Here is a 22,231-nt window from a genome sequence, read left to right on the forward strand (position 1 = left end):
CCGTCACTGCAGCTTGATGTCGGCCTTCTCGATCACGGTCTTCCAGCGCGCCTGCTCGGCCTGGATCTGCGCGGCGAACTCGGCCGGCGTGTTGCCCAGCGGGAACGCACCGGTCTCCTCCATCTTCGCGGCCGTGGCCGGATCGCGCACGGCCTGGGCGAACGCCTGGGCCAGCTTGTCGCGCACCGCGTCCGGCAGGCCGGCCGGCGCGACCACGCCATACCAGGCCGTGACGTCGTAATCGCGGTAACCCTGTTCGGCGAAGGTGGGCACCTCGGGCAGGCGCGGATTGCGCGCCGCGCCGGTGATGGCCAGCGGACGCAGGTGGCCGCTCTTGATGTACGGCAACGACGAGGGGAAGTTGTCGAAGATCACCGGCACCACGCCCGAGACGGCGTCGGTCAGGGCGGGCGCCGAGCCGCGGTAGGCAATGCTGGTCATCTTGCCGCCGATCAGCTGCAGGAACCAGATCATGCCCAGGTCGTTCACGCCCCCCGCGCCCGCGTTGGCGTAGCCGTCGCGGCCCGGATTGGCGCGCACGTGGGCCACGAACGCGCCCAGGTCGGCCGCCGGGTACGAAGGATTGACGCTCAGGATGTTGGGGCTGGTCACCAGGTTGCTGACCGGGGTGAAGTCCTTGACGGGATCGTAGGCCAGGTTGGGAAACAGGTGCGGCGCCGTGCCGTGCGTGCTGACCGTGGCCAGGCCCAGCGTATAGCCGTCGGGCTTGGCCCGCGCGGTGGCGGTGATGCCGATGGTGCCCGCCGCGCCGGTCCGGTTCTCGACCACGATCTGCTGACCGAGGATTTCACCTGCCTTGGCCGCGGCCACGCGGCCGACGATATCGGTCGGGCCGCCGGCCGGGAACGGCACGATCAGCGTGATCGGACGCTCGGGAAAATCGGCGTGCGCCGCGGGCAACGCGGCCATCAGGGCCAGAACGGCCAGGGTCTTGCGCATGGGATGTCTCCGTTTCAATATCGATGCGTAGGGGAAAAAACAGGCTCTCAGGCGCCGGCGCGCAGTACCTGGCCGGGGCGGCCATCGGCGGGCGGCTGCGGGAACACTTCGGCGCCATTGACCAGCACGCCGGCGATGCCGACCGACGCCAGCGTCGGCTCGTCCCAGGTGGCGCGGTCGGCCACCGTGTCGGGGTCGAACACCACCACGTCCGCCCAGGCGCCCGGCTGCAGCACGCCGCGCTCGGCAAACCCGAACACGCGCGCCGGCAGCGCGGTCATCCTGGCCACCGCCTGCTCCAGCGTCATCAACCGGGCTTCCCGCACATAGCGGCCCAGCACGCGGGTGAAGCTGCCCCACAGGCGCGGGTGCGGGCGCGCATCGTTGGGCAGGCCGTCCGAGCCCACCATGCAGCAGGGATGCTGGAAGATGCGCTTGACCTCGTCCTCGTCCATGGCGAAGTAGATCGCGCCCGCAGGCGCCAGGCGCCGCGCCGCGGTGGTCTTGTCGCAGCCCCAGCGCGCGGCGATATCGGCCAGGTACTCGCCGCTGCACTCCGGGTGCGGCGTGGACCAGGTGATGCGGATATCGTCGATGGTCTCGGCGCGCTCGGGAATCAGGATGGTGGAGCTGCCCGGGTAGGGATAGATATCCAGCGCCACCTCCACGCCCTGCTCGCGCGCGCGGTCGATATTGGCTAGGGTGGCGCGGCTGCGCCCCCAGTTCTGCGGCATCATGCATTTGTGGTGGGACACCACCGTGGCGCAACCGGTGCCGCGCCCTATCGCCAGCACCTCCTCGACGGCCGCCTCCACGCCGTCGGCCTCGTTGCGGATGTGGCTGGTATGCAGGCGCCGGCGCTCGGCCGCCACCCGCGCCAGCCCTTCGAGCTCGGCCGCCTGCGCCAAGGCGCCGGGCTGGTAGGCCAGCCCGGTGCTGAAACCCACCGCGCCGGCCTCGAGCGCCGCCTGCAGCATGTCCTGCATGGCCTGCTGCTCGGCCGCCGTGGGCGCGGCCTGCGGATCGCGCATCGCCGCCAGCCGCAGGTTGGCATGCCCGACCAGCGCGGCCACGTTGATCATGGGCCGCTGCGCGTCGAGCGCGGCGAAATAGGCCGGCACATCGGCAAACAACGGCGTCTCGCCCAGCAGCGCCAGCGCCGCCGCGGTGTTGCCCGGCAGCGGCGCGGGCGCGGCGCTCACGCCGCAATTGCCCACCACGACCGTGGTGATGCCCTGGCTGGTCTTCCAGCGCAAGTCCGGCTTCTCGACGAACATCAGGTCGTCGTGGCCGTGCACATCGATGAAACCCGGCGCCACGATCTTGCCGCTGGCGTCCCAGGCGTGGCGCGCCGGATGCGCGCCCAGCTCGCCGATCGCCGCGATGCGTCCGTCGCGCACCCCCAGATCGGCGCGGCGGCGCGGCGCGCCCGTGCCGTCGATGATCCAGCCGCCGGTAATCTTGAAATCCAGCTTTTCCGCGTTCTGCATGTCTACCCCTTGCGGGCCTGTCTCAAACCTGGGAAGGGTCCAGTATCATCGCAAACATCGATCATGAAAAATTGTTTTACTTTATCCATCTATCGTAATTTGCAATGAATCGCCTGCCCAAGCACGTCACGCTCAAGCACCTGACCGCCTTCGTGGCCGTGGCCCAGGAAAGCAGTTTCACGCATGCGGCGCGCCGCCTGTTCCAGACGCAATCCTCGGTCACCACGCTGGTGCGGCAACTGGAGACCGCGCTGGGCACCCAGTTGTTCGCGCGCACCAGCCGCAAGGTCCTGCTGAGCGCGGCCGGCCAGGATTTCCTGCCGCGCGTGATGCGCCTGCTGGCCGATTTCGACGGCGTGATCGAGGATGTGGTGCGCTACGGCGCGCTGGAACGCGGCCGCGTGAGCGTGGCGGCCGCGCCATCGGCCATTACCCAGCTGATCGCGCCGGCGGCGGCCGACTTCGCGCGGCGCCACCCCGCCATCCGCCTGTACCTGCGCGACGACAACTCCGGACGCATCCAGCGGCAGGTGGCCGCGCAGGAGGTCGACTTCGGCCTGACCAGCCGCTGGGCCGACGCGCCGGGGCTGGCGTTCGACCCCTTGCTGGAAGACCGCTTCGGCGTGCTCTACCGGGCCGACGACACAAGCATCCAGCCGGGCCGCGACGGCCACGTGCGCTGGGAGCGCCTGAGCCATCGCAAACTGGTGGGGGTCGTGGACGAGACCGGCATCATGGCGCTGCTGCGCGCGCGCGCCGACCTGCCGATCGAAGCGGCGGCGCCGTTCTACGAAGCCTCCAGCACCACCTCGCAGGCGGCGCTGGTCAAGGCAGGCCTGGGCGTGGCCCTGCTGCCGGCGCTGGCGGCCGAACGGGTGCGCGAGCCGGGCCTGGCCTTCGCGCTGCTGGCGCGCCCCACCGTGATGCGCACGCTCTGCATCATCGGCCACCAGGAGCGGGCGCTCAGCCCGGCCGCCGCGGCGCTCATCGACACGCTGCGCGCCTATGTGCGGCAGGCCACCCTGCCGGCGGGCTGCCGCCCCGCCGGCCGCAACAGCCGCGCCTGACCCGCCCTTATGCCTGCCGGCCGCGCAGGTACTGGTCCAGGGCCTGCAGGCCGGCGGCAAACACGCCCTCGCCCACCAGGCGAGCCACCTCGTCCCGGTTGGCGCCAGCCACCACGTCGAAATCGGCCCACCATTGCGCGAACGTGCCACCGCCCTCGGTAACCGGACACAGATCCACGCCGGCGACATAATCGCGCATGGGCAGGTCGGTTTCGATGATGGCGTAGCGCAGCGACCGCCCCGCATCGTCGAGCATCAGCAAACGCTCGCGCACGTAGCCCGATGGATTGAGCGACAGGAAGCGCACCGTGCCCGGCGCATCGTCGCGCCCGCCCTCCTCCAGGCGGCTGTCGGCCACGCCCGGATGCCACGCCGACAGGCCGTTGAAGTCGCGCAGATGCGGCCACACCCGCTCGATGGGCGCGGCGACGACACGGCTGACATATACCAGATGACTCATGGACAATCTCCCCGGCCGCAGCCGCCTGCTTGCACATCCCGGCGCGGGCCGGCGGCCCCGCCGGCCCTCAGAAACTCAGCTGCTTGAACGCGCGCGTGGTCGCCGTCAGCGCCTGTTCGGCAGGCAGGCGCTCCATGGAGCTCGCGCCGTAGAAACCGTGGCAATGCCTGCAGCGCTGCAGCACATGGGCGGCGTCCTGCGGCGTGGCGATCGGTCCGCCGTGGCACAGCACGATCACGTCGCCGCGCTCGGCCAGCGCCGCGGCGGCGATCGCGTCGATGCGCGCCACGCAGTCATCCAGCGACAGCGCGGTCTCCGCGCCGATGTTGCCGCCCGTGGTCAGCCCCATGTGCGCCACCACGATGTCGGCGCCGGCCGCGGTCATCGCGCGCGCCTGGTCCGGATCGAAGACGTAGGGCGTGGTCAGCAGGCCCTTGGCGTGCGCCAGGCGGATCATCTCGACCTCCAGGCCATAGCCCATGCCGGTTTCTTCCAGATTGGCGCGGAACGTGCCGTCGATCAGGCCTACCGTGGGGAAATTCTGCACGCCGGAGAAACCGACCCGGGCGAGCTCGTCGAGAAAGGCGTCGAAATTGCAGAACGGATCGGTGCCATTGACCCCGGCCAGCACCGGCGTGTGCCGCACGACCGGCAACACCTCGCGCGCCATGTCCAGCACGATGTCATTGGCGTTGCCATAGGCCAGCAGCCCGGCCAGCGAGCCGCGCCCGGCCATGCGGTAGCGGCCCGAGTTGTAGATGACGATCAGGTCGATGCCGCCAGCCTCTTCGCACTTGGCCGACAGGCCCGTGCCCGCGCCGCCGCCCACGATGGGCTGGCGCCGGCGCACCATGTCCTGGAACTTGTCGAGCAGGGCCGAGCGTTCAAAACGCGGCATGGCGATACCTCATTGGCTGATTTCGTGAAACTGCTCGACCGCGGCGCGGGCGAACAGCGGATCATTGATATGGCAAGGCACGCGCACCAGGCGGCGCCTGTCGGTCTGCCGCACATGGTCGTACAGCGCCTGGAACAGCGCCGCGTCGGCGGCCTCGTCGTAAAACGCCTGCCCCGGCGCGTCCAGCGCCGACACCCCGCCCTCCGGAATCAGGAAACGCACCTGGCCTTCGCAGCGGTTCAGCCGCTCGGCGATCCACGCGCCTTGCCGGGCGTTTTCCTGCGCCGTGGTGCGCATCAGCGTCACCTGCGGATTGTGCGGGTAGAGCAGGCGCTCGCGGCAGGCCGCCGGCACCGTGTCCAGCGCGCCGAAATTGACCATATCCAGCGCGCCGCACGATCCCACGTAAGGCACGCCGCTGCGCGCAATGGCGCCGAAGCGGTCGTCGGTGCAGGCCAGCACGCCGCCGAACAGAAAGTCGCAGACTTCGGTCGTGGTGAGATCCAGCACGCCGGCCAGCAGCCCGCTGTCGGCCAGCTTTTCCATCGATTGGCCGCCCGTGCCGGTAGCGTGGAACACCAGGCAATCGTAGCGGTCGTGCAGCGCCGCCGTCACATGCTGCACGCAGGGCGTGGTCACCCCGAACATGGTGATGCCCACGGCCGGCCGGCCATCGTCGGCGATCGGCTGGCGCGCCTGGCGGAATGCGCCGGCGATCGCTCCCGCGGCATTGGCCAGCACGCGCCGCGAAATGCGGTTCAGGCCCGCCACGTCGGTCACCGAATACATCATGGCGATGTCGGACGGCCCGACATAAGGCGCCACGTTGCCCGAGGCCATGGTCGAGACCATCAGCTTGGGCACGCCGACCGGCAATGCGCGCATCGCCGGCGTAACCAGCGCCGTACCGCCCGAGCCGCCGATGCCCAGCACCGCGCCGACATCGCGCTGGCCCGCCAGATAGCGTTCGAAAGCCAGCGCCATCGCGACGATGGCGCTGCCCCGCTCGCCCGTGAAAACGGCCTGCGCGCCCTGCGGGTGGCAGGCCGCCACCTCCTGGGCCGACACCATGGCCGGCGATCCCTGGCCGCTGGTCGCCACGTCGACCGTCACCACCATGACGCCGTCGCGGCGCAGCAGCTGCCGCAGATACTCCGCCTCCTCGCCCTTGGTGTCGTAGGTGGCGGCGAGGTAAATCCGCTGTTCGATCTCTTGCATGGCTCCTCCGCTGGGCGAGCTACACTGATGGATCCCGGTGTCTCCGGCAGACAGTACGCCAGGAAAAATGAGACGAAAGAATCATATTGAGACCAGTGTCTCACGTCAATCCGCTGGGGCGGCCGACACGGCCGCAACGCAGACGTTACCCGAATCAGCGCCGTTGATCGCGCCGGCCAGTCCACAGGCCGCGCTCAGCGGCGAACCGCCGCACGGTCCGCGGGCCCGCATGCGCAGGACCTTGCTCGATACCGCCCAGCGCTTGATGGCCCAGGGCATCACCCCCTCGGTGGCCGAACTGGCGGAAGCCGCGGCGGTCTCGCGCGCCACCGCCTACCGTTATTTTCCCAGCCAGAGCGCGCTGATTGCCGCAGTGGTGGACCAGAGCCTGGGCCCCATCCTGCAATGGCGGGCGCAATCGGACGATACGGCCGAACGCATCGACGAACTGCTGCGCTTTGCCTACCCGCGCCTGCAACAGCATGAAGCCTCGCTGCGCGCGGCCATCATGGTGTCCTTGCAGCAGTACGCCGAAGCCAGCGCCGGACAGAACCCCGATACGCCGCGCCTGGTGCGCGGGCATCGCGTCGACACCCTCAAGCATGTCACGGCCCCGCTGGCCAGCCAGCTCGAGCCTGCCGCGCATCAGCGCGTCATGCGCGCCTTGTCCTTGCTGTATGGCACGGAAGTCTTCCTGATCCTCAAGGATATCTGGCACCTGGAGCTGGACGACATCGTGGACGTCGTGACATGGGCCGCACAGGCCATCGTCCGCCAGGCGCAGCAGGAAGCGGGCCTGACGCCGGACCCCGGCAAGCCGCGCGGCAAGCGCAAGCAAATGCCGTAGGTCTGTCCCTGGTGCGGCAAGGGTGCCGGCCCCGCCGGGACAGGCACCCCCGCCATACGATGCGCTACCAGGCGTAGCGATAGCCGATGTGGAAGGTCCACGGCATGGTCTGGCGGCTGCCCTTGGCGTACTCGTACGAGCCGAACAGGCTGCCGTGCTTGCCCAGCTGCGAGGCCACCCCCACGGCCAGTTCGGCGCGCCCGCCATCGAGCCGCACCTTGTGCCGGATGTCGTTGGTGCGCACCGTGCCCTTGCCGTCGAACTCCTGCACCCAGCTCAGCTTCATGTAGGGCTGCACCACGCGGCCATCGCCCAGGTCGAACTGCCGCCCCACGTGCAGGCCCAGGCGGCCCAGCATGGAGTTCGTGCCGTCGTCCTTGATGCGCAGGCCGTTGCTGGCGGTGTAGTCGGCCCCTTGCGCATGGAAGGCGGCCACCTCCAGCTGCGGCTCCACGTACCAGGCGCCGGGCCACGTGAAGCGCTTGCCCAGTTCCAGCGACGCGCCCACGCCATTGCCGCGGTACTGGCCGCGCACGCGCCGGCCCTTGGCGTCGTCCACCTTGAACGCGTGGCGAATGCGGCTGACCCGCACGATGCCATCCATGTAGAAACCGCCGTCCTCGATGTAGGTGGCGTAAGCGCCCACGTGCACGCTGTCGTCATCGCCCGTGCCGCCCCGGTCGAACTTGATGCGGCCGTTGGTGTAGCCAGCCACCGCGCCCACGTGCCAGCGCCCGTCGGCCACCGGCAAGGCGGTATCGGCGCCCAGTTCGAAACCGCTGATGGTCTGGCGGAACTCGCGCGCCACGCGGTTATCGACATCCTGGCGCCGGCCAAAAGCGCGGCCCCATACGCCGCCCGCAACCGGCGTCAGGCGCAACTCGCCCATGCGCTTGCTCAGCGCGTTCATCTCGGCCTGCCAGACGCCATGCGAACTGCTGGCCAGGCTCACCGCCGCAGAGGCCGGCGTGGTCAAGGTATGCGTACCCGGCTCATAGACGCCGTTGTCCGCTGGCGGCGCCGGCGCGACGGGAGGAACCTCCGGCGCGTCCTGCTCGCCGCCACCTTGCTCGCCACCGCCCTGCGGCCGTTGCGGACCTTCATCGCCGCCATCTCCCTCGGGAGGCTTCGGGCCCGCGTCGCCGCCCGCCGCTGCGGGTGGCTTGGGATCAGCCCCGCCGGGCGGCAGCCCATTGGCGCCGCCTGCGCCTGCCTGCGGTGGTTGGCCGCCGCCTGCCCCATTACCCTGGCCCTTCCCTTGATCCGCAACTGCCGGCGGTTTTTCACCCGGCGACGATGACGCGCCGCCGGGCACATCACTGCCACCAGGCGGTGAAGAGCCCGCCCCAGGCGAGGCACCGGGAGCGGGACCCGGCACCGGGACTTTGGGAAGCGGCGGTGCTGGCGTCGCGACGGAACCGGGCGCGGCCTGTTCGAGACCGCGCTTGAAGTCATCCAGCGACATGCCAGTCGGCAGAACCAGCCTGAGTTCCTCGTCCGTCAGCGGCGGCGGGAGCTCCAGCGCCCATGTCGAAGCAGGAGAAAGTGTCCACATACCCGCGCCCAGCAGGGCAAGCGCAAGGGCACGCACCGCACCGCGACACGGTGTTGCCCGATTCATATTTCCGTAAATGTGCATAGGTTTTGGTCTCAAGGAGAGTGGCGCTCCCGCTGACGGAAAACACGACGCATAAGAAGCGACCTGAATCAATATGGAGAACCGCCGTACGTCGCGGATGACGCATCCGTCCTCCCATTGCCCGTCAGTGTCTACACATCGCCACCTCCCAACCATCAGACAAATCCTTTTTGTCCTGTTGTATTTTCTTCATTGCCAACCAAGCAGCTGACCAATCAATCGGAAATAAGCACTCTCCACGCACGGAGCACACGCACCTGCGCGGAGAGGATCAGTGAGCCTGTCCGCCTCGGGACAGATACCGTCTTGGCCGACTAGCGTTCATGGCGTAGAGCGGTGTGCCTGTCCCGGCGGGGACAGGCACACCCTGCCGCAGATGCCGGGGACAAGGCTCTCGGCGCAGGCGCCCGCTACCAGGTGTAGCGGTAGCCGATGTGGAAGGTCCACGGCATGGTCTGGCGGCTGCCCTTGGCGTACTCGTACGAGCCGTACAGGCTGCCGTGCTTGCCCAGTTGCGCAGCCACGCCCAGGTCCAGCTCGGCGCGACCGCCGTCCAGACGGCTCTTGTGCCGCACGCCGTTGGTGCGCACCGTGTTCTTGCCGTCGAACTCCTGCAGCCAGCTCAGCTTCGCGTACGGCTGCACCACGCGGCCGTCGCCCAGATCGAACTGCCGCCCCACGTGCAGGCCCACCCGGCCCAGCAACGAGGTCAGGCCGTTGTCCTTGACGCGCAAGTCCTGCCCCGCGCGGTAGCTGCCGCCTTGCGCATGGAACACCGCCATCTCCAGCTGCGGCTCCACGTACCAGGCGCCGGCCCACGTGAAGCGCTTGCCCAGCTCCAGCGACGCGCCCACGCCATTGGCCCGGTACTTGCCCCGCACGCGCCGGCCCTTGGCATCGGGCGCCTTGAACTCGTGCGCATAGCGCGCCACCCGCACGATGCCATCCATATAGAACCCGCCATCCTCGATGTAGGTCGCGTAAGCGCCCACGTGCACGCTGTCGCCCTCGCCCGTGCCGCTGCGGCCGAACTTCAGCTTGCCGTGGCTGTAGCCAGCCACCGCGCCGATGTGCCAGCGCCCGTCGGCCGCCGCCAGCGCCGTGTCCGCGCCCACCTCGAAGCCGCCCACCGTCTGGCGAAACTCCCGCGCCACCCCGTTGTCCAGCTTCTGGCGCTGCGTGAAGGCCCGCCCCCACACCCCGCCCGCCGCGGGCGTCAGGCGCAGCTCGCCCATGCGCTTGCCCAGCGCGTTCATCTCGGCCTGCCACAAACCTTGCGCGGCGCTGGCCGTGCCCACCGCCGCGTTGGCCGGATTGCTCAAGGTATGCGTACCAGGCAGATAGACGCCGGAATCGGCGCCTGCTGGCCGCCGCGGACCCGCGTCGCCGCGCTCGGGAAGCTGCGGATTCCCGTTGCCACCGTTTCCGGCGGCAGGCGGCGGGCGCTGCCCCTCATTGCCGTCGCCCTTGGGCGGCGGCTGTTCCCCATCGCCATCGTTGCGCGGAGGTTGCGGATCCGCAGCGCCACCGTCCCGGGGCGGCGGTGGCACGTCCTGACCACCGTCCGCGGGAGACTTGGAGCCCGGCGCGCCATCCTCCCGCGGAGGCTGGCCAGCGCCGCCCGGATTCAAGCCTCCGGCCGGCGATTCGCCACCACGCCCCGAATCGGACACACCGGAGTCCGACATCTCGCCTGTCGAGGGCGACATCGCATCATTGCCCGCCCCATCCGATCCGCCGGGCGATGCCGATCCCGCTCCGGACGCCATACCGGCGTCGGGACCTGAGCCCGTACTGGCATCCGGGCCGGGCGAAGATCCGTGAGCTCCCGGATTCGGCGGACTTTCGGGGCTATCGTCACTGCGGCCCAGGCCACCCGGCCCAGGCGCAGGTCCATCCACTTTTCCTACGTCATGCGATCCATTTTCATGCCCGGAATTGCCCCCCCCCCCCGCGCGCCAGGGTTATGTCCGGCAGCCGAATCCGCCAAGCCTGGACCGACGCCGACGGCGGGAGGGGATGGGCTGTCGTTGCGGCCTGGCCCCGACGGAGCCTCGGCAACGAGGCCCGGGCCCGGCTTCGCAACCGGAGGGGAAGACGGCAGCGGCGTTGCCACCGCGCCCGGCGCGGACTCCTGAAGGCTGCGCTTGAAGTCATCCAGCGACATGCCAGTCGGCAGAACCAGCTTCAGCTCGTCGTCCGTCAGCGGCGGCGGGAGCTCCAGCGCCCATGTCGAAGCAGGAGAAAGTGTCCACATACCCGCTCCCAGCAGGGCAAGCGCAAGGGCACGCACCGCACCGCGGCACGGTGTTGCTCGATTCATATTTCCGTAAATGTGCATAGGTTCTGGTCTCAAGGGGATTGACGCTCCCGCTGCCGGAAGACACGACGCGCAAGAAGCGGCCTGAATCAATGTGGAGAACCGCCGCACGTCGCGGATGACGCACCCGCCCTCCCATTGCTGCCCGTGAGTGTCTACACACCACCACCGCCCAACCATCAGACGCACCCTTTATTTCCCGCTGCACTCGCCATGCCTACAAAACGAAGCTGCGAACCAATACAAAGGAAATAAGCGCTATCCACGCACGAAACACACGCGCAATGTGCCTGTCCCAGCGGGGACAGGCACACGCACGGGCAGACACCATGCAATCGTGCAGGCGCCCGTCCCCATGCGGGACTGGCTCACAGCGCAAGCGCCCGCTACCAGGCGTAGCGATAGCCGATGTGGAAGGTCCACGGCATGGTCTGGCGGCTGCCCTTGGCGTACTCGTACGAGCCGTACAGGCTGCCGTGCTTGCCCAGTTGCGCAGCCACGCCCAGGTCCAGCTCGGCGCGACCGCCGTCCAGACGGCTCTTGTGCCGCACGCCGTTGGTGCGCACCGTATTCTTGCCGTCGAACTCCTGCAGCCAGCTCAGCTTCGCGTACGGCTGCACCACGCGGCCATCGCCCAGGTCGAACTGCCGCCCCACATGCAGGCCCACCCGGCCCAGCATGGAGTTCGTGCCGTCGTCCTTGATGCGCAGGCCGTTGCTGGCGGTGTAGTCGGCCCCTTGGGCGTGGAAGGCGGCCATCTCCAGCTGCGGCTCCACGTACCAGGCGCCGGGCCACGTGAAGCGCTTGCCCAGCTCCAACGACGCGCCCACGCCATTGCCGCGGTACTGGCCGCGCACGCGCCGGCCTTGCGTGTCGTGCACCTTGAACTCGTGCGAGAACCGACTCACCCGCACGATGCCGTCCAGATAGAAACCGCTGTTTCCGATATAGGTCGCGTAGGCGCCTACGTGCACGCTGTCGTCATCACCCGTGCCGCCGTGCCGGAACTTCAGACTGCCCTGGCTGTAGCCAGCCACCGCGCCGATGTGCCAGCGCCCGTCGGGCGCCGCCAGCGCCGTGTCCGCGCCCACCTCGAAGCCGCCCACCGTCTGGCGAAACTCCCGCGCCACCCCGTTGTCCAGCTTCTGCCGCTGCGTGAAGACCCGGCCCCACACCCCGCCCGCCGCGGGCGTCAGGCGCAGCTCGCCCATGCGCTTGCCCAGCGCGTTCATCTCGGCCTGCCACAAACCTTGCGCGGCGCTGGCCGTGCCCAGCGCCGCGTTGGCCGTCGGCGTCAGCGTGCGCGTGCCCGGCAGGTACACCGCGTCGCCGGCCGGCCGCGCAGGTGGAACGGCCGGCGGTCGAGCTGCCGGCGGCTCGGCCGGCGGCGGCACGACAGGCGGCGCCTCAGGTTGCGCTTGCGGCGGCGCTTCGGGCGGGGCTTCGGGCGGCGCTTCGGGCGGGGCTGAAGGCGGGCCGGACTTGGCCGGAGGCGCCAGCCATTTATCGAGGTCTTTGCGATACTCCTGCGTCGCCTTGTCCGGATCCGGTTCGACGGGCGGCTTGGACCCGGGCGCCACCCATTTTTCGAGACCCGCACGGATTTCGTCCAGCGTCTTGCGAGGCTCGGGCGGATTGTTCTTTTGCGCCCCCGGAACCAGCCACTTGCCGAGGTCCTCGTTCGGCATTACCCCGATTTTTTCGGGCGCCTTGCCAGGCTCGGAGGGGCTGCGCTTTGCGGCATCCGGCGCCAGCCAACTGCCGAGGTCCTGCTGCAGGATCCCGCTGATCACGCGATCGCCGCCTGAAGCAGGCGGCGTGTGCGGCAAGGCATCGGGTGACGGCATGGCAGGCGCGCCGGGCGATGCGCCGCTCACGGGCGCCGCTGGCGAGCCGGAAGGGCTGCCGGGCCGGACCGGGGCAGGCCTGCTCGACGGCGCCAACCATTGGTTCAGGCCGCCGGCGCTCAGCGAGCCGAAGCCTGCCATGCCCGCGGCCGCTGCCTGCTTCCCCGGCGGCGAGACCTCGGGCGTCTTTCGGCTGGGCGGGGCCAACCATTGGCGCAGGTCGTCCAGGCCCGCGCCAGTGGCCCAGGCGGGCGCCGCGCATATCGCGCCCGAGCCCGCCAGCGCGGCGAGCCGCCAACGCCAGCAATGGCGCCAGGAAGCCGGAGCGCGATGCACGCGCCGGCCGACGCGCACGCGATGCGATTTTCGATGGATGAACATAGGCTAAGACTTGTCTTACGCACACCCACATGAATGAGCATGCCGTTTATCAAGAATGATCCGCACACTTGCGAAAATGGAAGCACTCGACTAAGCATTTCCATACACAAGCGCACAACCAAGTCTCCTATCGGCATTGCCCATCCGGCCATAGGCAAGTTGTTCGCGAATGGTGTCGCATCGGCCTTTCTTCGCACTGAAGCCACCACAAGGCCACCCTGAAATCGCGATGCGAGCGAACAGAAAAAACCCCTGGTCCATTGGATCCAGGGGTTGAGAGGCAGGGCGCCGCGCGTGGCGGCGCCTGTCGGCGGCGTTATTGCAAAGTGCGCGTGAAGACGAACTTGCCGTCCTGCCAGTCGACCGGCACCACATCGCGCGGTCCGAACACGCCTTCGAGAATCAGCTTGGCGACCGGGTTCTCGATCTGCTGCTGGATGGCCCGCTTGAGCGGCCGGGCGCCGAACACCGGGTCGAAGCCCGAGCGTGCGATTTCCGCCAGCGCCGCATCGGACACGTCCAGGCGCATCTCCTGCTTCTCGAGACGCTCGCCCAGCCGCTTGAGCTGGATCCGGGCGATGGACTCGATGTGCTGGGCTTCCAGGCCATGGAAGACCACGACTTCATCGATACGGTTCAGGAACTCGGGGCGGAACGTATGCTTGAGCTCGTCCCACACGACTTCCTTGATGACCTCGTACGGCTTGCCCGCCATGCTTTGTATATGCTGCGACCCAAGGTTGGACGTCATGACGATGACCGTATTGCGGAAGTCCACCGTGCGCCCCTGGCCGTCGGTCAGGCGGCCGTCGTCGAGCACCTGCAGCAGCACGTTGAACACGTCGGGATGCGCCTTTTCGACCTCGTCGAGCAGGATCACGCTGTACGGCTTGCGGCGCACCGCCTCGGTCAGGTAGCCCCCTTCTTCGTAGCCCACGTATCCCGGCGGCGCGCCGATCAGGCGCGCCACGGAATGCTTCTCCATGAACTCGCTCATGTCGATGCGGATCATGTGCTCTTCGGAGTCGAACAGGAAATCCGCCAGGGCACGGGTCAGCTCCGTCTTGCCCACGCCGGTGGGCCCGAGGAACAGGAACGAACCATACGGACGCGACGGATCCGCCAGGCCCGCGCGCGAACGCCGGATGGCATCGGAAACCAGCCGCACGGCTTCGTCCTGGCCCACGACGCGCTTGTGCAGGAAATCTTCCATGCGCAGCAGCTTGTCGCGTTCGCCCTGCATCATCTTGGCCACCGGGATGCCGGTGGCGCGCGAGACGACCTCGGCGATTTCCTCGGCGCCCACCTGGGTGCGCAACAGGCGCGGCTTGCCGCTGTCGGATTCGCCGGCCTCGCGCTCGGCGCTGTCGGCGGCCTTCAGGCGCGCCTCGAGCTCGGGCAGCTTGCCGTATTGCAGCTCGGCCAGCTTGTCGAACTGGCCCTTGCGCTGCAGTTCGGCCATCTCGGCGCGCACGCGGTCGATCTCTTCCTTGATGGCCTGCGTGCCCTGCACGGCGGCCTTCTCGGCTTTCCAGATTTCCTCGTAGTCGTTGTATTCGCGCTGCAGCTTCTCCAGCTCTTCCTCGATCACGGCCAGGCGGCGCATGGAGGCGTCGTCGGTTTCCTTCTTGACGGCTTCGCGTTCGATCTTGAGCTGGATGATGCGCCGGTCCAGGCGGTCCATCACTTCGGGCTTGGAGTCGATTTCCATGCGGATGCGCGCGCCGGCCTCGTCGATCAGGTCGATTGCCTTGTCGGGCAGGAACCGGTCGGTAATGTAGCGGTGCGACAGCTCGGCCGCCGCCACGATGGCCGGATCGGTGATCTCGACGCCGTGGTGCAGCTCGTAGCGCTCCTGCAGCCCGCGCAGGATGGCGATGGTGGATTCCACGTCGGGCTCGCCGACCAGCACCTTCTGGAAGCGGCGCTCGAGCGCGGCATCCTTTTCGATGTACTTGCGGTATTCGTCCAGCGTGGTGGCGCCGATGCAATGCAGCTCGCCGCGCGCCAGCGCCGGCTTGAGCATGTTGCCGGCGTCCATGGCCCCTTCGGCCTTGCCCGCCCCGACCATGGTGTGCAGTTCGTCGATGAAGACGATGTTCTGGCCGTCGTCCTGGGCCAGCTCCTTGAGCACGGCCTTCAGGCGTTCCTCGAACTCGCCACGGAACTTGGCGCCGGCAAGCAGCGCCGCCAGGTCCAGCGAGAGCACGCGCTTGCCGCGCAGCGTCTCGGGCACCTCGTCGTTGACGATGCGTTGCGCCAGCCCTTCGACGATGGCGGTCTTGCCGACGCCGGGTTCGCCGATCAGCACGGGGTTGTTCTTGGTGCGGCGCTGCAGGATCTGTATGGTGCGGCGGATTTCGTCGTCGCGGCCGATGACCGGATCCAGCTTGCCCTGGCGGGCGCGCTCGGTGAGGTCCAGCGTGTACTTGGACAGCGCCTCGCGGTTGGACTCGCCTTCCGCGCCCGAGACGTTCTCGCCGCCGCGCACGGCGTCGATGGCCGCTTCCAGGGCCTTCTTCTGCAGGCCCGCCTCGCGCAGGATGCGGCCGGCGTCGCCCTTGTCGTCGGCCAGCGCCAGCAGGAACAGCTCGCTGGCGATGTAGGTGTCGCCGCGCCGCGCGGCCTCCTTGTCGGTGCGCACGAGCACGCTTTGCAGCTCGCGCCCGACCTGGACGTTGTCCTCGCCCTGCACCTGCGGCAGGCCCTTCAGGGCGCTGTCGATGGCCGGCTGCACGCGGTTGACGGCGACGCCGGCGCGCGCCAGCAGGCTGGCCGCGCCGCTGTCGGGGTCGCCCAACAGGGCCGCCAGCACATGGACGGGCTCGATATAGGGATGATCGTTACGGGCGGCCAGGCTTTGCGCGTCCGCCAGGGCCTGCTGGAACTTGGTGGTAAGTTTGTCGAATCGCATAATGTACGGTTAGCAGATGAGAGAGCCCGACCGGGGTCGCGGTCAGCCCGATGATCTGAAAATGCGGGCAATGCAGGCCATTTCAAGACCTTGCGCCCGCTCCTGTTGCCGTTATGACGACTTGCTCGTTACAACACCTTGTCCCGCCAGCATATACGCATTCGTCCAAGCCGCGCCATGCGGCCGGGCGGGCCGGCCGCGGCGCGCCATGTTGTAACCACTCCGTCAAGCTGCCGCGCGCGGTCCGGTCTACAATGTAACGATTCCTAGCGTGCCGGGCGCTCGCGGCGCACCGGCTCTTACGCATTGCCAGAGGTATCACATGCAAAGACGGGTTCCCCTTTCACCAGATGCGGCACACTGTTCCAGCTGCATGCTGGGGCACGTCTGCGTCCCCGTGGGCATGCCTGCCAACGAAGTCGAGAAACTGGACGAACTCGTCAAGGAGCGCGTGCGCGTGGAGCGCGGCAAATCGCTCTACGAACTCGACGATCCCCTGGACGCCGTCTACGGCGTGCGTTTCGGCTCGCTCAAGACGCAGCTCGAGGATTCCAGCGGGCAGCTGCAGATCACCGGTTTTCATCTGCCCGGCGAAATCGTCGGCCTGGACGGCATGATCGAGAGCAAGCACGTCTCGAGCGCCGTCGCCCTTGAAGACTCCGAGGTCTGCGTCATACGCCTGCCGGAAATCGACCGCGTCTCGACCCAGCTGCCATCGCTGCAGCAGCAATTCCGCCGCCTGATGAGCCGCGAGATCACCCGCTCGCACCAGATGCTGGCGACGGTGGGCGCGATGCGCTCGGAACAGCGGCTGGCCGCCTTCCTGCTGAATCTGTCGCAGCGCTACGCGGCGCTCGGCTATTCCTCGACCGAATTCGTGCTGCGCATGAGCCGCGAGGAGATCGGCAACTACCTCGGCCTGACGCTGGAGACCGTAAGCCGATTATTCTCGCGCTTCGGCCGCGAGGGCTTGATCCGCATCAATCAACGCGAAGTCCGCCTGATCGACCTGCCCGGCCTGAAGCAGTTGATCGGCCAAGAAAGCTGTTGACCGGCACGCCGCGGGCGCCCATGGTATCCGGCCTTTTCCGCATAGGCGCGCTGCTGGCCGCCGGACTGCTGTGCGGGGGCGCATGGGCGCAGGACGCCGAGGCCGACCCCTACGGTGATCCCATCGTGGCGCCGCGCGCCGCGCCGCCGCAGTGGAAGCCGCTGAAGATCGGCCCGCCCGGACACCGCTATGCCTTCCCCCTCTACAGCAGCAAGAACCTGGAGCGCGACGACCTGCGCGGCATCCGGCGCCTGGTGATCGTCCTGCACGGGGTCAAGCGCAACGCGGCTTCCATCCACGGCACGGTGACGGCGCTGTTCGCGGCCAATCCCGAGCGCGCCGAAGACACCCTGGTCATCGCGCCCAAGTTCGCCAGCGCCATCGACGCGGGCTTTGCCGCCATGCCGGCCTGGCGCCGCGCCTCCTGGGAGGACGGCGAGCTCAGCATGCAGGCCAGGGGGCGTCCGGCGCCGGTCAGCTCGCTGCAGGTGCTCGACGACCTGTTGCGCGAGCTGAGCGATTCGTCCCGCCTGCCGGCCCTGCGCACCATCGTGCTGGCCGGCCATTCGGGCGGGGCCCAGCTGGTGCAGCGCTACGCGGTGCTCAACAGCCTGGACGAGACCCTGCGCCGCGAAGGCCTGACGCTGCAATACGTGGTCGCCAATCCGTCCTCGTACCTGTACCTGTCGCCCGAGCGCCCACGCGCCGACGGCAAGGGGCATGCCCCCTACGAGCGCGGCATCTGCCCCACCTACAACCAATACAAGTACGGACTGGATCACCTGCCCGCCTATGCGCGCGGCCTGGACCCGGCCAGCCTGCCGGCGCGCTATGCCCAGCGGCACGTCACCTATCTGCTGGGATCGGCCGACAACAACCCCGAGCATCAGCTGCTGGACAAGAGCTGCGGCGCCGAGGCGCAAGGCGCCACGCGGCTGGCGCGGGGGCTGGGGTATTGGCGCTACGAAGCCGGCGTGCTGGCGCCGCGCCTGCCCAGGTCGGTGGCGTGGCACCACGACGCCCAGGAAGTGGTGGATGCCGGCCATGACGCCGCGCAGATGTTCAGCTCCAGCTGCGGTGCGCGCGCGCTGCTGGGCGATCGCACCGCGCCGCTGCCCGACGGCCCGGCCTGCCTGCCCGCCCGGCGCTGAAGCGCGGCCCCGGGGCGGCCCGGGCTGTCCGCCCCTTCAGGCCCGCCGGGCGCCTGTCAACAGCGTAGAGGGCGGCGGCTTGGGCGGCAAGGGCGTTGCCTGCGGCGCCTCGATGGCCACCGGCCCAAGCGCCTGCGCCACGCAAGGCAGGATCCAGCCCTGCGCCTTCTCGTCGGCGCTGACGCCCGGCCATTCGACCAGATAGGCGACTTCGCCCGCGACCAGGCGGCAAAGACAGGTGCGACAGGTTCCGTTGCGACAGGAACTGGGCAACCGGATGCCGGCGCGCGCGGCAGCCCGCAGCAAGGACTCGCCGGGACGCGCGTCGAACCGCCAGCCCTGCGGGCGGACCTCCACCTCGTGGCCCGCCGGATTCATGCGGGCTGCCAGTCCAGCGGCCAGTCGCCAGCCAGCACATTCTGCAGCCACAGCACGCAGGTCAGCGTCTTGGCATCGGTAACGCGCCCTTCGCGGCAGGCTTGCAGCAGCTCGGGCACGGTCGCGCTGTGCACATCGAGGAATTCGTCTTCGTCCAGCTGGCGCGTGCCGGCCCGCAGCTGGCGCGCGAAGAAAATGTGGATGATTTCGGTGGAGTACGCGATGGCCAGGTGCAGCGCGCCGGCGCTGGCCCACTGCCCGGCCGTATAGCCGGTTTCCTCGAGCAGTTCGCGCCTGGCGCAAGCCAGCGGGTCTTCGCCCGGATCCAGCTTGCCGGCCGGGAACTCGGTCATGACCTGGCCGATGGGGTAGCGGAACTGCCGCTCGAGCAGCACCCGTCCGTCATCGAGCAGCGGCACCACCACCACGGCGCCGGGATGCACGATGTATTCGCGCGTGGCGGTGCGGCCGCTGGGCAGGCGCACGGTGTCGCGGCGCGCCTTGAGGAACCCGCCATCGCACAGCGTTTCGCTGCTGACCAGGGTTTCGACGAGATGGGAGGAATCGGACGGATCGGCGCTCATGGCATTCGCGGGCATGCGGGCGGCCGACACGGCCGCGCGGAAAAGAGCCAGCTTACCATCGCCGGCGCGGCGCAGAAGGTCAGGCGCGCCCGCCGCGCAAGGGCTTGAGCAGGTCGCGCAGGCCGTTGTGATCCAGCTCGTGCATCAGCGCCAGCAGGCGGCCGATCTCGCCGGCCGGAAAACCGTTGCGCGCGAACCAGGCCAGGTAATGGCCCGGCAGGTCGGCCATCAGGCGGCCCTTGTACTTGCCGTAGGGCATTTCGCGCTCGACCAGCAGCGCCAGCAATTGTGGATTCATGGACGCCGCCTGATGTACCCGGTCTCAGCCCGCCTGGCGGCGCGCCTCCAGCTCTTTCAGGCATTGCGCCACGCCGGCGCGCATCTGCTCGTTGGACACGGCGGCGCGGTCCGAGACTTCGCGGCAACGCTGGTACTCGCGCACGCTCTCGGGGGTGTCGCGAATGGGAACGGCCGCGGCGCCCGGCGTCTCGGTGATGCGCAACGTCGAGGGCGGGGACTGGCTGCCATCCTTGGACGGCGCGCTGGGATACTGGTATTGCTGCTGCACGGCCTGCGCCTGGGCCGCCGAGGCGGCGGCGCACAAGGCCGCCAGCAGGCCGGCGGCAAGAATGCGGTGGGTGGTCTTCATGGTTACCTCGTGACGATACGGTGCGCCGGGCGGCCGATGGCGGCCGCCGGATGGCTGCGCCTATGGTAGCCCGGCGCGGCCGCGCCCGTGCGTGCCAATCGGCAACAAGGGCAACAAGAGCGCACGCCTGCCCGCCCCGGCGGATCAGCCGGTGAATCGGGCCAGGTGCGCCAGCTTGTCGGGGTTGCGCATGATGTAGACACGGACGATGCGCCCGCCGCACACGCCCAGCGAAATCGTGCGCGGCAGCCCGTCGCGCTCGATGCCGTAGATGGCCGGCATGCCGTTGAGCTGCACGATGCGCACCGACGACAGGTCGCTCTGGCCCTTGCGCGCCAGGCCGGCGAAGGCGCGCACGATATTGGCGCGGCCCAGGATGGGGCGCATGAACGCCAGTTTCTTGCCGCCGCCGTCGCTGTGCAGCACCGCGTCATCGGCCAGCAATTGGCGCAGGACATCCACGTCGCCATGCTGCGCGGCGTCGATGAAGGCGCGCGCCAGCCGGATACCCTCGCTTTCTTCCACGGCAAAGCGCGGCCGCGACTCGCGCACGCGGTTGCGGGCGCGCGCGGCCAACTGGCGGCAGCCTGCCTCGGTGCGGCCCAGCGTGCCGGCGATCTCGGCGAACGGCACATCGAACACATCGTGCAGCAGGAAGGCGGCGCGCTCGGATGCGGACAGCCGTTCCAGCGCCAGCATCAGCGCCACCGACACGTCATGCGCGATCTCGCCCGGGGCCGCGCCGGCATAGGCCTGCGCGTCCGGCAGGGGCTCGGGCAGCCAGGGGCCGACATAGACCTGGCGGCGCACGCGCGCCGATTTGAGCACATCCAGGCACAGGCGGGTCGCGATGCGCGAGAGAAACGCGCGCGCATTGTCCAGCGTGGCCGGATCGATCTCGCGCCAGCGCAGCCAGGTTTCCTGCACGATGTCCTCGGCCTCGGACCAGGAGCCCAGCATCCGGTACGCCAGCCCGTACAGGTGGCGCCGGTGCGGCTCGAAATCGTCCGCGCCCGGCGTATCGATCGTAATGGCGGCGGTTTTACTCATTGACGGGATGCAGGCTGCGGAACCCCACTGCAATCCGGTTCCACGCGTTGATGGTATTGATGGCCATCGTCAGGTTAACCCGTTCCAGTTCGTCGAAGTGGGTCGCCAGCTCGGCATAGTCCGCGTCGGGCGCCCGGGTCTGCGCCAGCAGCGTGAGCGCTTCGGTCCAGGCCAGCGCGGCGCGCTCGCGCGCCGTATACAGCGGCGATTCGCGCCAGGCACTGAGCAATTGCAGGCGCAGCTCGCTCTCGCCCTGCCTGCGCGCCTCGGTATAGTGCAGGTTCAGGCAGAACGCGCAGCCATTGATCTGCGAGGCGCGCATCTTCACCAGTTCGAGCAGGCTGTGCTCCAGGCCGCAATCGTTGACGTACGACTGCAGGGCCATCAGCGCCTGCATGGTCCGAGGGGCGACGGTGTAGGGATTCATGCGGGGCTTCATGCGGTTTCTCCGAGGCGGCCCCCCACCATGGCGGACCATGCAGACAAGACGAGGCGGCCCCGGCCCGCGTGACAGGCGGCGCCATCAAAGATGAAACAAAAAATTTCAACCTGCCGCGTGGATGCCCGCTGATTGCGCCGGCGAGGCATGGGCAGTCAATATCCGGTTACCCTGCCAACCGCAACGCCAGCTATGGTTGGCGTTGATCAGCAAAAAGGAGCGCATCTTGAAAACCCTGCTACCCGTATTGGCGCTTGCCGCCCTGCTGTCGGCCTGCAACGCGAACGCCCCCTCGGATATGCCCGAGGGCGCGCCGCCGCCCGATACGCATACCTCGCGCAATTCGCTGGACTGGCAAGGCACGTACCAGGGCGTGCTGCCATGCGCCGACTGCCCCGGCATCCGCACGGTGCTGACCCTGCGCGCCGACAACACCTACCAGTTGCAGACCCAGTACCTGGAGCGCCAGCCCCGCCCGGACACGGTGCAAGGCAGATTCGGCTGGCTGACGGGCGACAACGCCATCGAGCTCGACAGCGCCGGCGATCACTACCGTTACCAGGTCGGCGAAAACCGGCTGACCATGATGTCGCAAGACGGCACCCTGCCCAGCGGCCCGTTGGCCGAGCACTACGTGCTCAAGCGCAGCCAGTGACGGCTGGTCAGGCGTCGCCGCCGCCGGCCGCCTCGGGATGGCGTGCGCGCCAGGCGCGCAGCGCTTCCTGGTAGCGCTCGCGCGCCTCGTCGTAGAGATCGTAGACGCACGGAATGCAGCCGCTCTGGCAGCAATCGGAGGGCTCGGGCGGCTCGGGCGGCTGCGGCCTGGGGTCGCCGGCCACGGCCTGGTCGGGAAGTCTTTGCATAGTCCTAGGATACGCCATGCGCCGC

Annotated in this window: 20 protein-coding genes and 1 pseudogene; 5 read left to right on the forward strand and 16 right to left on the reverse strand. The window is 68.8% G+C overall.

The window, feature by feature from the left end; genetic code table 11:
- Positions 1–3: 3 nt before the first annotated feature.
- Together EL288_RS14525 and EL288_RS14530 are read right to left on the reverse strand one after the other, a co-directional pair.
- Positions 4–960 (reverse strand): tripartite tricarboxylate transporter substrate binding protein BugE, encoded by a 957-nt coding sequence (locus tag EL288_RS14525; RefSeq protein ID WP_004568582.1) that lies wholly within the window; start codon positions 958–960, stop codon positions 4–6.
- 47 nt (positions 961–1,007) lie between these two features.
- Positions 1,008–2,450, reverse strand: a complete 1,443-nt coding sequence (locus tag EL288_RS14530; RefSeq protein WP_003810464.1) for an N-acyl-D-glutamate deacylase — start codon at positions 2,448–2,450, stop codon at positions 1,008–1,010.
- Between the two features lie 104 nt (positions 2,451–2,554).
- Here EL288_RS14530 and EL288_RS14535 point away from each other — a divergent pair, with 104 nt between their 5' ends.
- Positions 2,555–3,517, forward strand: coding sequence for a LysR family transcriptional regulator (locus tag EL288_RS14535; RefSeq protein WP_003810463.1), 963 nt, complete (start codon positions 2,555–2,557; stop codon positions 3,515–3,517).
- 7 nt (positions 3,518–3,524) lie between these two features.
- On the opposite strand, the gene EL288_RS14540 is transcribed toward EL288_RS14535, so the two are convergent.
- From EL288_RS14540 to EL288_RS14550, 3 genes are all read right to left on the reverse strand, one after another.
- On the reverse strand, positions 3,525–3,977 hold the full coding sequence (locus EL288_RS14540) for an SRPBCC family protein (protein ID WP_003810461.1): 453 nt from the start codon (positions 3,975–3,977) through the stop codon (positions 3,525–3,527).
- A gap of 67 nt (positions 3,978–4,044) precedes the next feature.
- Positions 4,045–4,875, reverse strand: a complete 831-nt coding sequence (locus EL288_RS14545; protein ID WP_003810459.1) for a phosphoenolpyruvate hydrolase family protein — start codon at positions 4,873–4,875, stop codon at positions 4,045–4,047.
- A 9-nt stretch (positions 4,876–4,884) separates the two neighbouring features.
- Positions 4,885–6,093 (reverse strand): Tm-1-like ATP-binding domain-containing protein, encoded by a 1,209-nt coding sequence (locus tag EL288_RS14550; RefSeq protein WP_003810457.1) that lies wholly within the window; start codon positions 6,091–6,093, stop codon positions 4,885–4,887.
- A gap of 163 nt (positions 6,094–6,256) precedes the next feature.
- Between EL288_RS14550 and EL288_RS14555 the strand changes: the two genes are divergently transcribed.
- Positions 6,257–6,940, forward strand: coding sequence for a TetR family transcriptional regulator (locus tag EL288_RS14555; protein WP_003810455.1), 684 nt, complete (start codon positions 6,257–6,259; stop codon positions 6,938–6,940).
- Between the two features lie 64 nt (positions 6,941–7,004).
- On the opposite strand, the gene tcfA (EL288_RS14560) is transcribed toward EL288_RS14555, so the two are convergent.
- The 4 genes and pseudogenes from tcfA (EL288_RS14560) to clpB all read right to left on the reverse strand — a co-directional run bounded on the left by tcfA (EL288_RS14560) (position 7,005) and on the right by clpB (position 16,041).
- Entirely contained in the window at positions 7,005–8,579 is a 1,575-nt protein-coding gene (gene tcfA, locus EL288_RS14560) for an autotransporter TcfA (protein ID WP_126621977.1), read from the reverse strand.
- 410 nt (positions 8,580–8,989) lie between these two features.
- Positions 8,990–10,920, reverse strand: a pseudogene (gene tcfA / locus EL288_RS14565) (autotransporter TcfA).
- Between the two features lie 365 nt (positions 10,921–11,285).
- The gene (bapB, locus tag EL288_RS14570; protein WP_126621978.1) at positions 11,286–13,127 is read right to left on the reverse strand and encodes an autotransporter BapB; all 1,842 of its coding nucleotides are present in this window, start codon (positions 13,125–13,127) and stop codon (positions 11,286–11,288) included.
- A 316-nt stretch (positions 13,128–13,443) separates the two neighbouring features.
- A complete protein-coding gene (gene clpB / locus EL288_RS14575; protein ID WP_003810451.1) occupies positions 13,444–16,041 on the reverse strand; it encodes an ATP-dependent chaperone ClpB in 2,598 nt (865 codons plus the stop codon).
- A gap of 322 nt (positions 16,042–16,363) precedes the next feature.
- Between clpB and btr the strand changes: the two genes are divergently transcribed.
- Positions 16,364–17,092 carry an oxygen-responsive transcriptional regulator Btr gene (btr, locus tag EL288_RS14580; RefSeq protein WP_003810448.1) on the forward strand — a complete coding sequence of 243 codons (729 nt, stop codon included), beginning with the start codon at positions 16,364–16,366 and terminating at the stop codon, positions 17,090–17,092.
- Complete coding sequence (locus EL288_RS14585; protein WP_033447017.1) at positions 17,089–18,243, forward strand: hypothetical protein; 1,155 nt, start codon at positions 17,089–17,091, stop codon at positions 18,241–18,243. Before btr ends, EL288_RS14585 begins: the two co-directional genes overlap by 4 nt.
- A gap of 36 nt (positions 18,244–18,279) precedes the next feature.
- Here the strand turns inward: EL288_RS14585 and EL288_RS14590 are convergent, their stop codons facing one another.
- The 6 genes from EL288_RS14590 to EL288_RS14615 form a co-directional block, all read right to left on the reverse strand.
- Positions 18,280–18,621 (reverse strand): 2Fe-2S iron-sulfur cluster-binding protein, encoded by a 342-nt coding sequence (locus tag EL288_RS14590; protein WP_003810446.1) that lies wholly within the window; start codon positions 18,619–18,621, stop codon positions 18,280–18,282.
- Positions 18,618–19,235: an NUDIX domain-containing protein gene (locus EL288_RS14595; protein WP_003818582.1), complete on the reverse strand. Its 618-nt coding sequence runs from the start codon at positions 19,233–19,235 to the stop codon at positions 18,618–18,620. Before EL288_RS14595 ends, EL288_RS14590 begins: the two co-directional genes overlap by 4 nt.
- Before the next feature lie 49 nt (positions 19,236–19,284).
- Entirely contained in the window at positions 19,285–19,503 is a 219-nt protein-coding gene (locus tag EL288_RS14600) for a DUF3820 family protein (RefSeq protein WP_003810443.1), read from the reverse strand.
- 24 nt (positions 19,504–19,527) lie between these two features.
- Positions 19,528–19,854: a hypothetical protein gene (locus EL288_RS14605; RefSeq protein ID WP_003810441.1), complete on the reverse strand. Its 327-nt coding sequence runs from the start codon at positions 19,852–19,854 to the stop codon at positions 19,528–19,530.
- 144 nt (positions 19,855–19,998) lie between these two features.
- Positions 19,999–20,904: a sigma-70 family RNA polymerase sigma factor gene (locus EL288_RS14610; RefSeq protein WP_003810439.1), complete on the reverse strand. Its 906-nt coding sequence runs from the start codon at positions 20,902–20,904 to the stop codon at positions 19,999–20,001.
- Positions 20,897–21,343, reverse strand: coding sequence for a carboxymuconolactone decarboxylase family protein (locus EL288_RS14615; protein ID WP_033459528.1), 447 nt, complete (start codon positions 21,341–21,343; stop codon positions 20,897–20,899). The genes EL288_RS14610 and EL288_RS14615 overlap by 8 nt, the downstream gene beginning before the upstream one ends.
- Positions 21,344–21,569: 226 nt before the next feature.
- On the opposite strand from EL288_RS14615, the gene EL288_RS14620 reads away from it, so the two are divergent.
- Complete coding sequence (locus EL288_RS14620; RefSeq protein WP_003810435.1) at positions 21,570–21,998, forward strand: copper resistance protein NlpE; 429 nt, start codon at positions 21,570–21,572, stop codon at positions 21,996–21,998.
- 7 nt (positions 21,999–22,005) lie between these two features.
- Here EL288_RS14620 and EL288_RS14625 read toward each other — a convergent pair whose 3' ends face one another.
- Complete coding sequence (locus tag EL288_RS14625) at positions 22,006–22,224, reverse strand: oxidoreductase-like domain-containing protein (protein ID WP_003810433.1); 219 nt, start codon at positions 22,222–22,224, stop codon at positions 22,006–22,008.
- Positions 22,225–22,231: the final 7 nt, after the last annotated feature.

Origin of the sequence: Bordetella bronchiseptica (genome assembly GCF_900636925.1) — a bacterium.
In the GTDB taxonomy this organism is placed as follows: Bacteria; Pseudomonadota; Gammaproteobacteria; order Burkholderiales; family Burkholderiaceae_B; genus Bordetella; species Bordetella pertussis.

Excerpts from the sequence above, each read along its gene's own strand:
- EL288_RS14530 (WP_003810464.1), bottom strand. The coding sequence starts at position 2,450 with ATGCAGAACGCGGAAAAGCTGGATTTCAAGATTACCGGCGGCTGGATC.
- EL288_RS14545 (WP_003810459.1), bottom strand. The coding sequence starts at position 4,875 with ATGCCGCGTTTTGAACGCTCGGCCCTGCTCGACAAGTTCCAGGACATG.
- clpB (WP_003810451.1), bottom strand. The coding sequence starts at position 16,041 with ATGCGATTCGACAAACTTACCACCAAGTTCCAGCAGGCCCTGGCGGAC.
- EL288_RS14590 (WP_003810446.1), bottom strand. The coding sequence starts at position 18,621 with ATGAATCCGGCGGGCCACGAGGTGGAGGTCCGCCCGCAGGGCTGGCGG.
- EL288_RS14550 (WP_003810457.1), bottom strand. The coding sequence starts at position 6,093 with ATGCAAGAGATCGAACAGCGGATTTACCTCGCCGCCACCTACGACACC.
- EL288_RS14615 (WP_033459528.1), bottom strand. The coding sequence starts at position 21,343 with ATGAAGCCCCGCATGAATCCCTACACCGTCGCCCCTCGGACCATGCAG.
- tcfA (WP_126621977.1), bottom strand. The coding sequence starts at position 8,579 with ATGCACATTTACGGAAATATGAATCGGGCAACACCGTGTCGCGGTGCG.
- EL288_RS14535 (WP_003810463.1), top strand. The coding sequence starts at position 2,555 with ATGAATCGCCTGCCCAAGCACGTCACGCTCAAGCACCTGACCGCCTTC.
- EL288_RS14525 (WP_004568582.1), bottom strand. The coding sequence starts at position 960 with ATGCGCAAGACCCTGGCCGTTCTGGCCCTGATGGCCGCGTTGCCCGCG.
- EL288_RS14605 (WP_003810441.1), bottom strand. The coding sequence starts at position 19,854 with ATGAAGACCACCCACCGCATTCTTGCCGCCGGCCTGCTGGCGGCCTTG.
- bapB (WP_126621978.1), bottom strand. The coding sequence starts at position 13,127 with ATGTTCATCCATCGAAAATCGCATCGCGTGCGCGTCGGCCGGCGCGTG.
- EL288_RS14625 (WP_003810433.1), bottom strand. The coding sequence starts at position 22,224 with ATGGCGTATCCTAGGACTATGCAAAGACTTCCCGACCAGGCCGTGGCC.
- btr (WP_003810448.1), top strand. The coding sequence starts at position 16,364 with ATGCAAAGACGGGTTCCCCTTTCACCAGATGCGGCACACTGTTCCAGC.
- EL288_RS14610 (WP_003810439.1), bottom strand. The coding sequence starts at position 20,904 with ATGAGTAAAACCGCCGCCATTACGATCGATACGCCGGGCGCGGACGAT.
- EL288_RS14600 (WP_003810443.1), bottom strand. The coding sequence starts at position 19,503 with ATGAATCCACAATTGCTGGCGCTGCTGGTCGAGCGCGAAATGCCCTAC.
- EL288_RS14540 (WP_003810461.1), bottom strand. The coding sequence starts at position 3,977 with ATGAGTCATCTGGTATATGTCAGCCGTGTCGTCGCCGCGCCCATCGAG.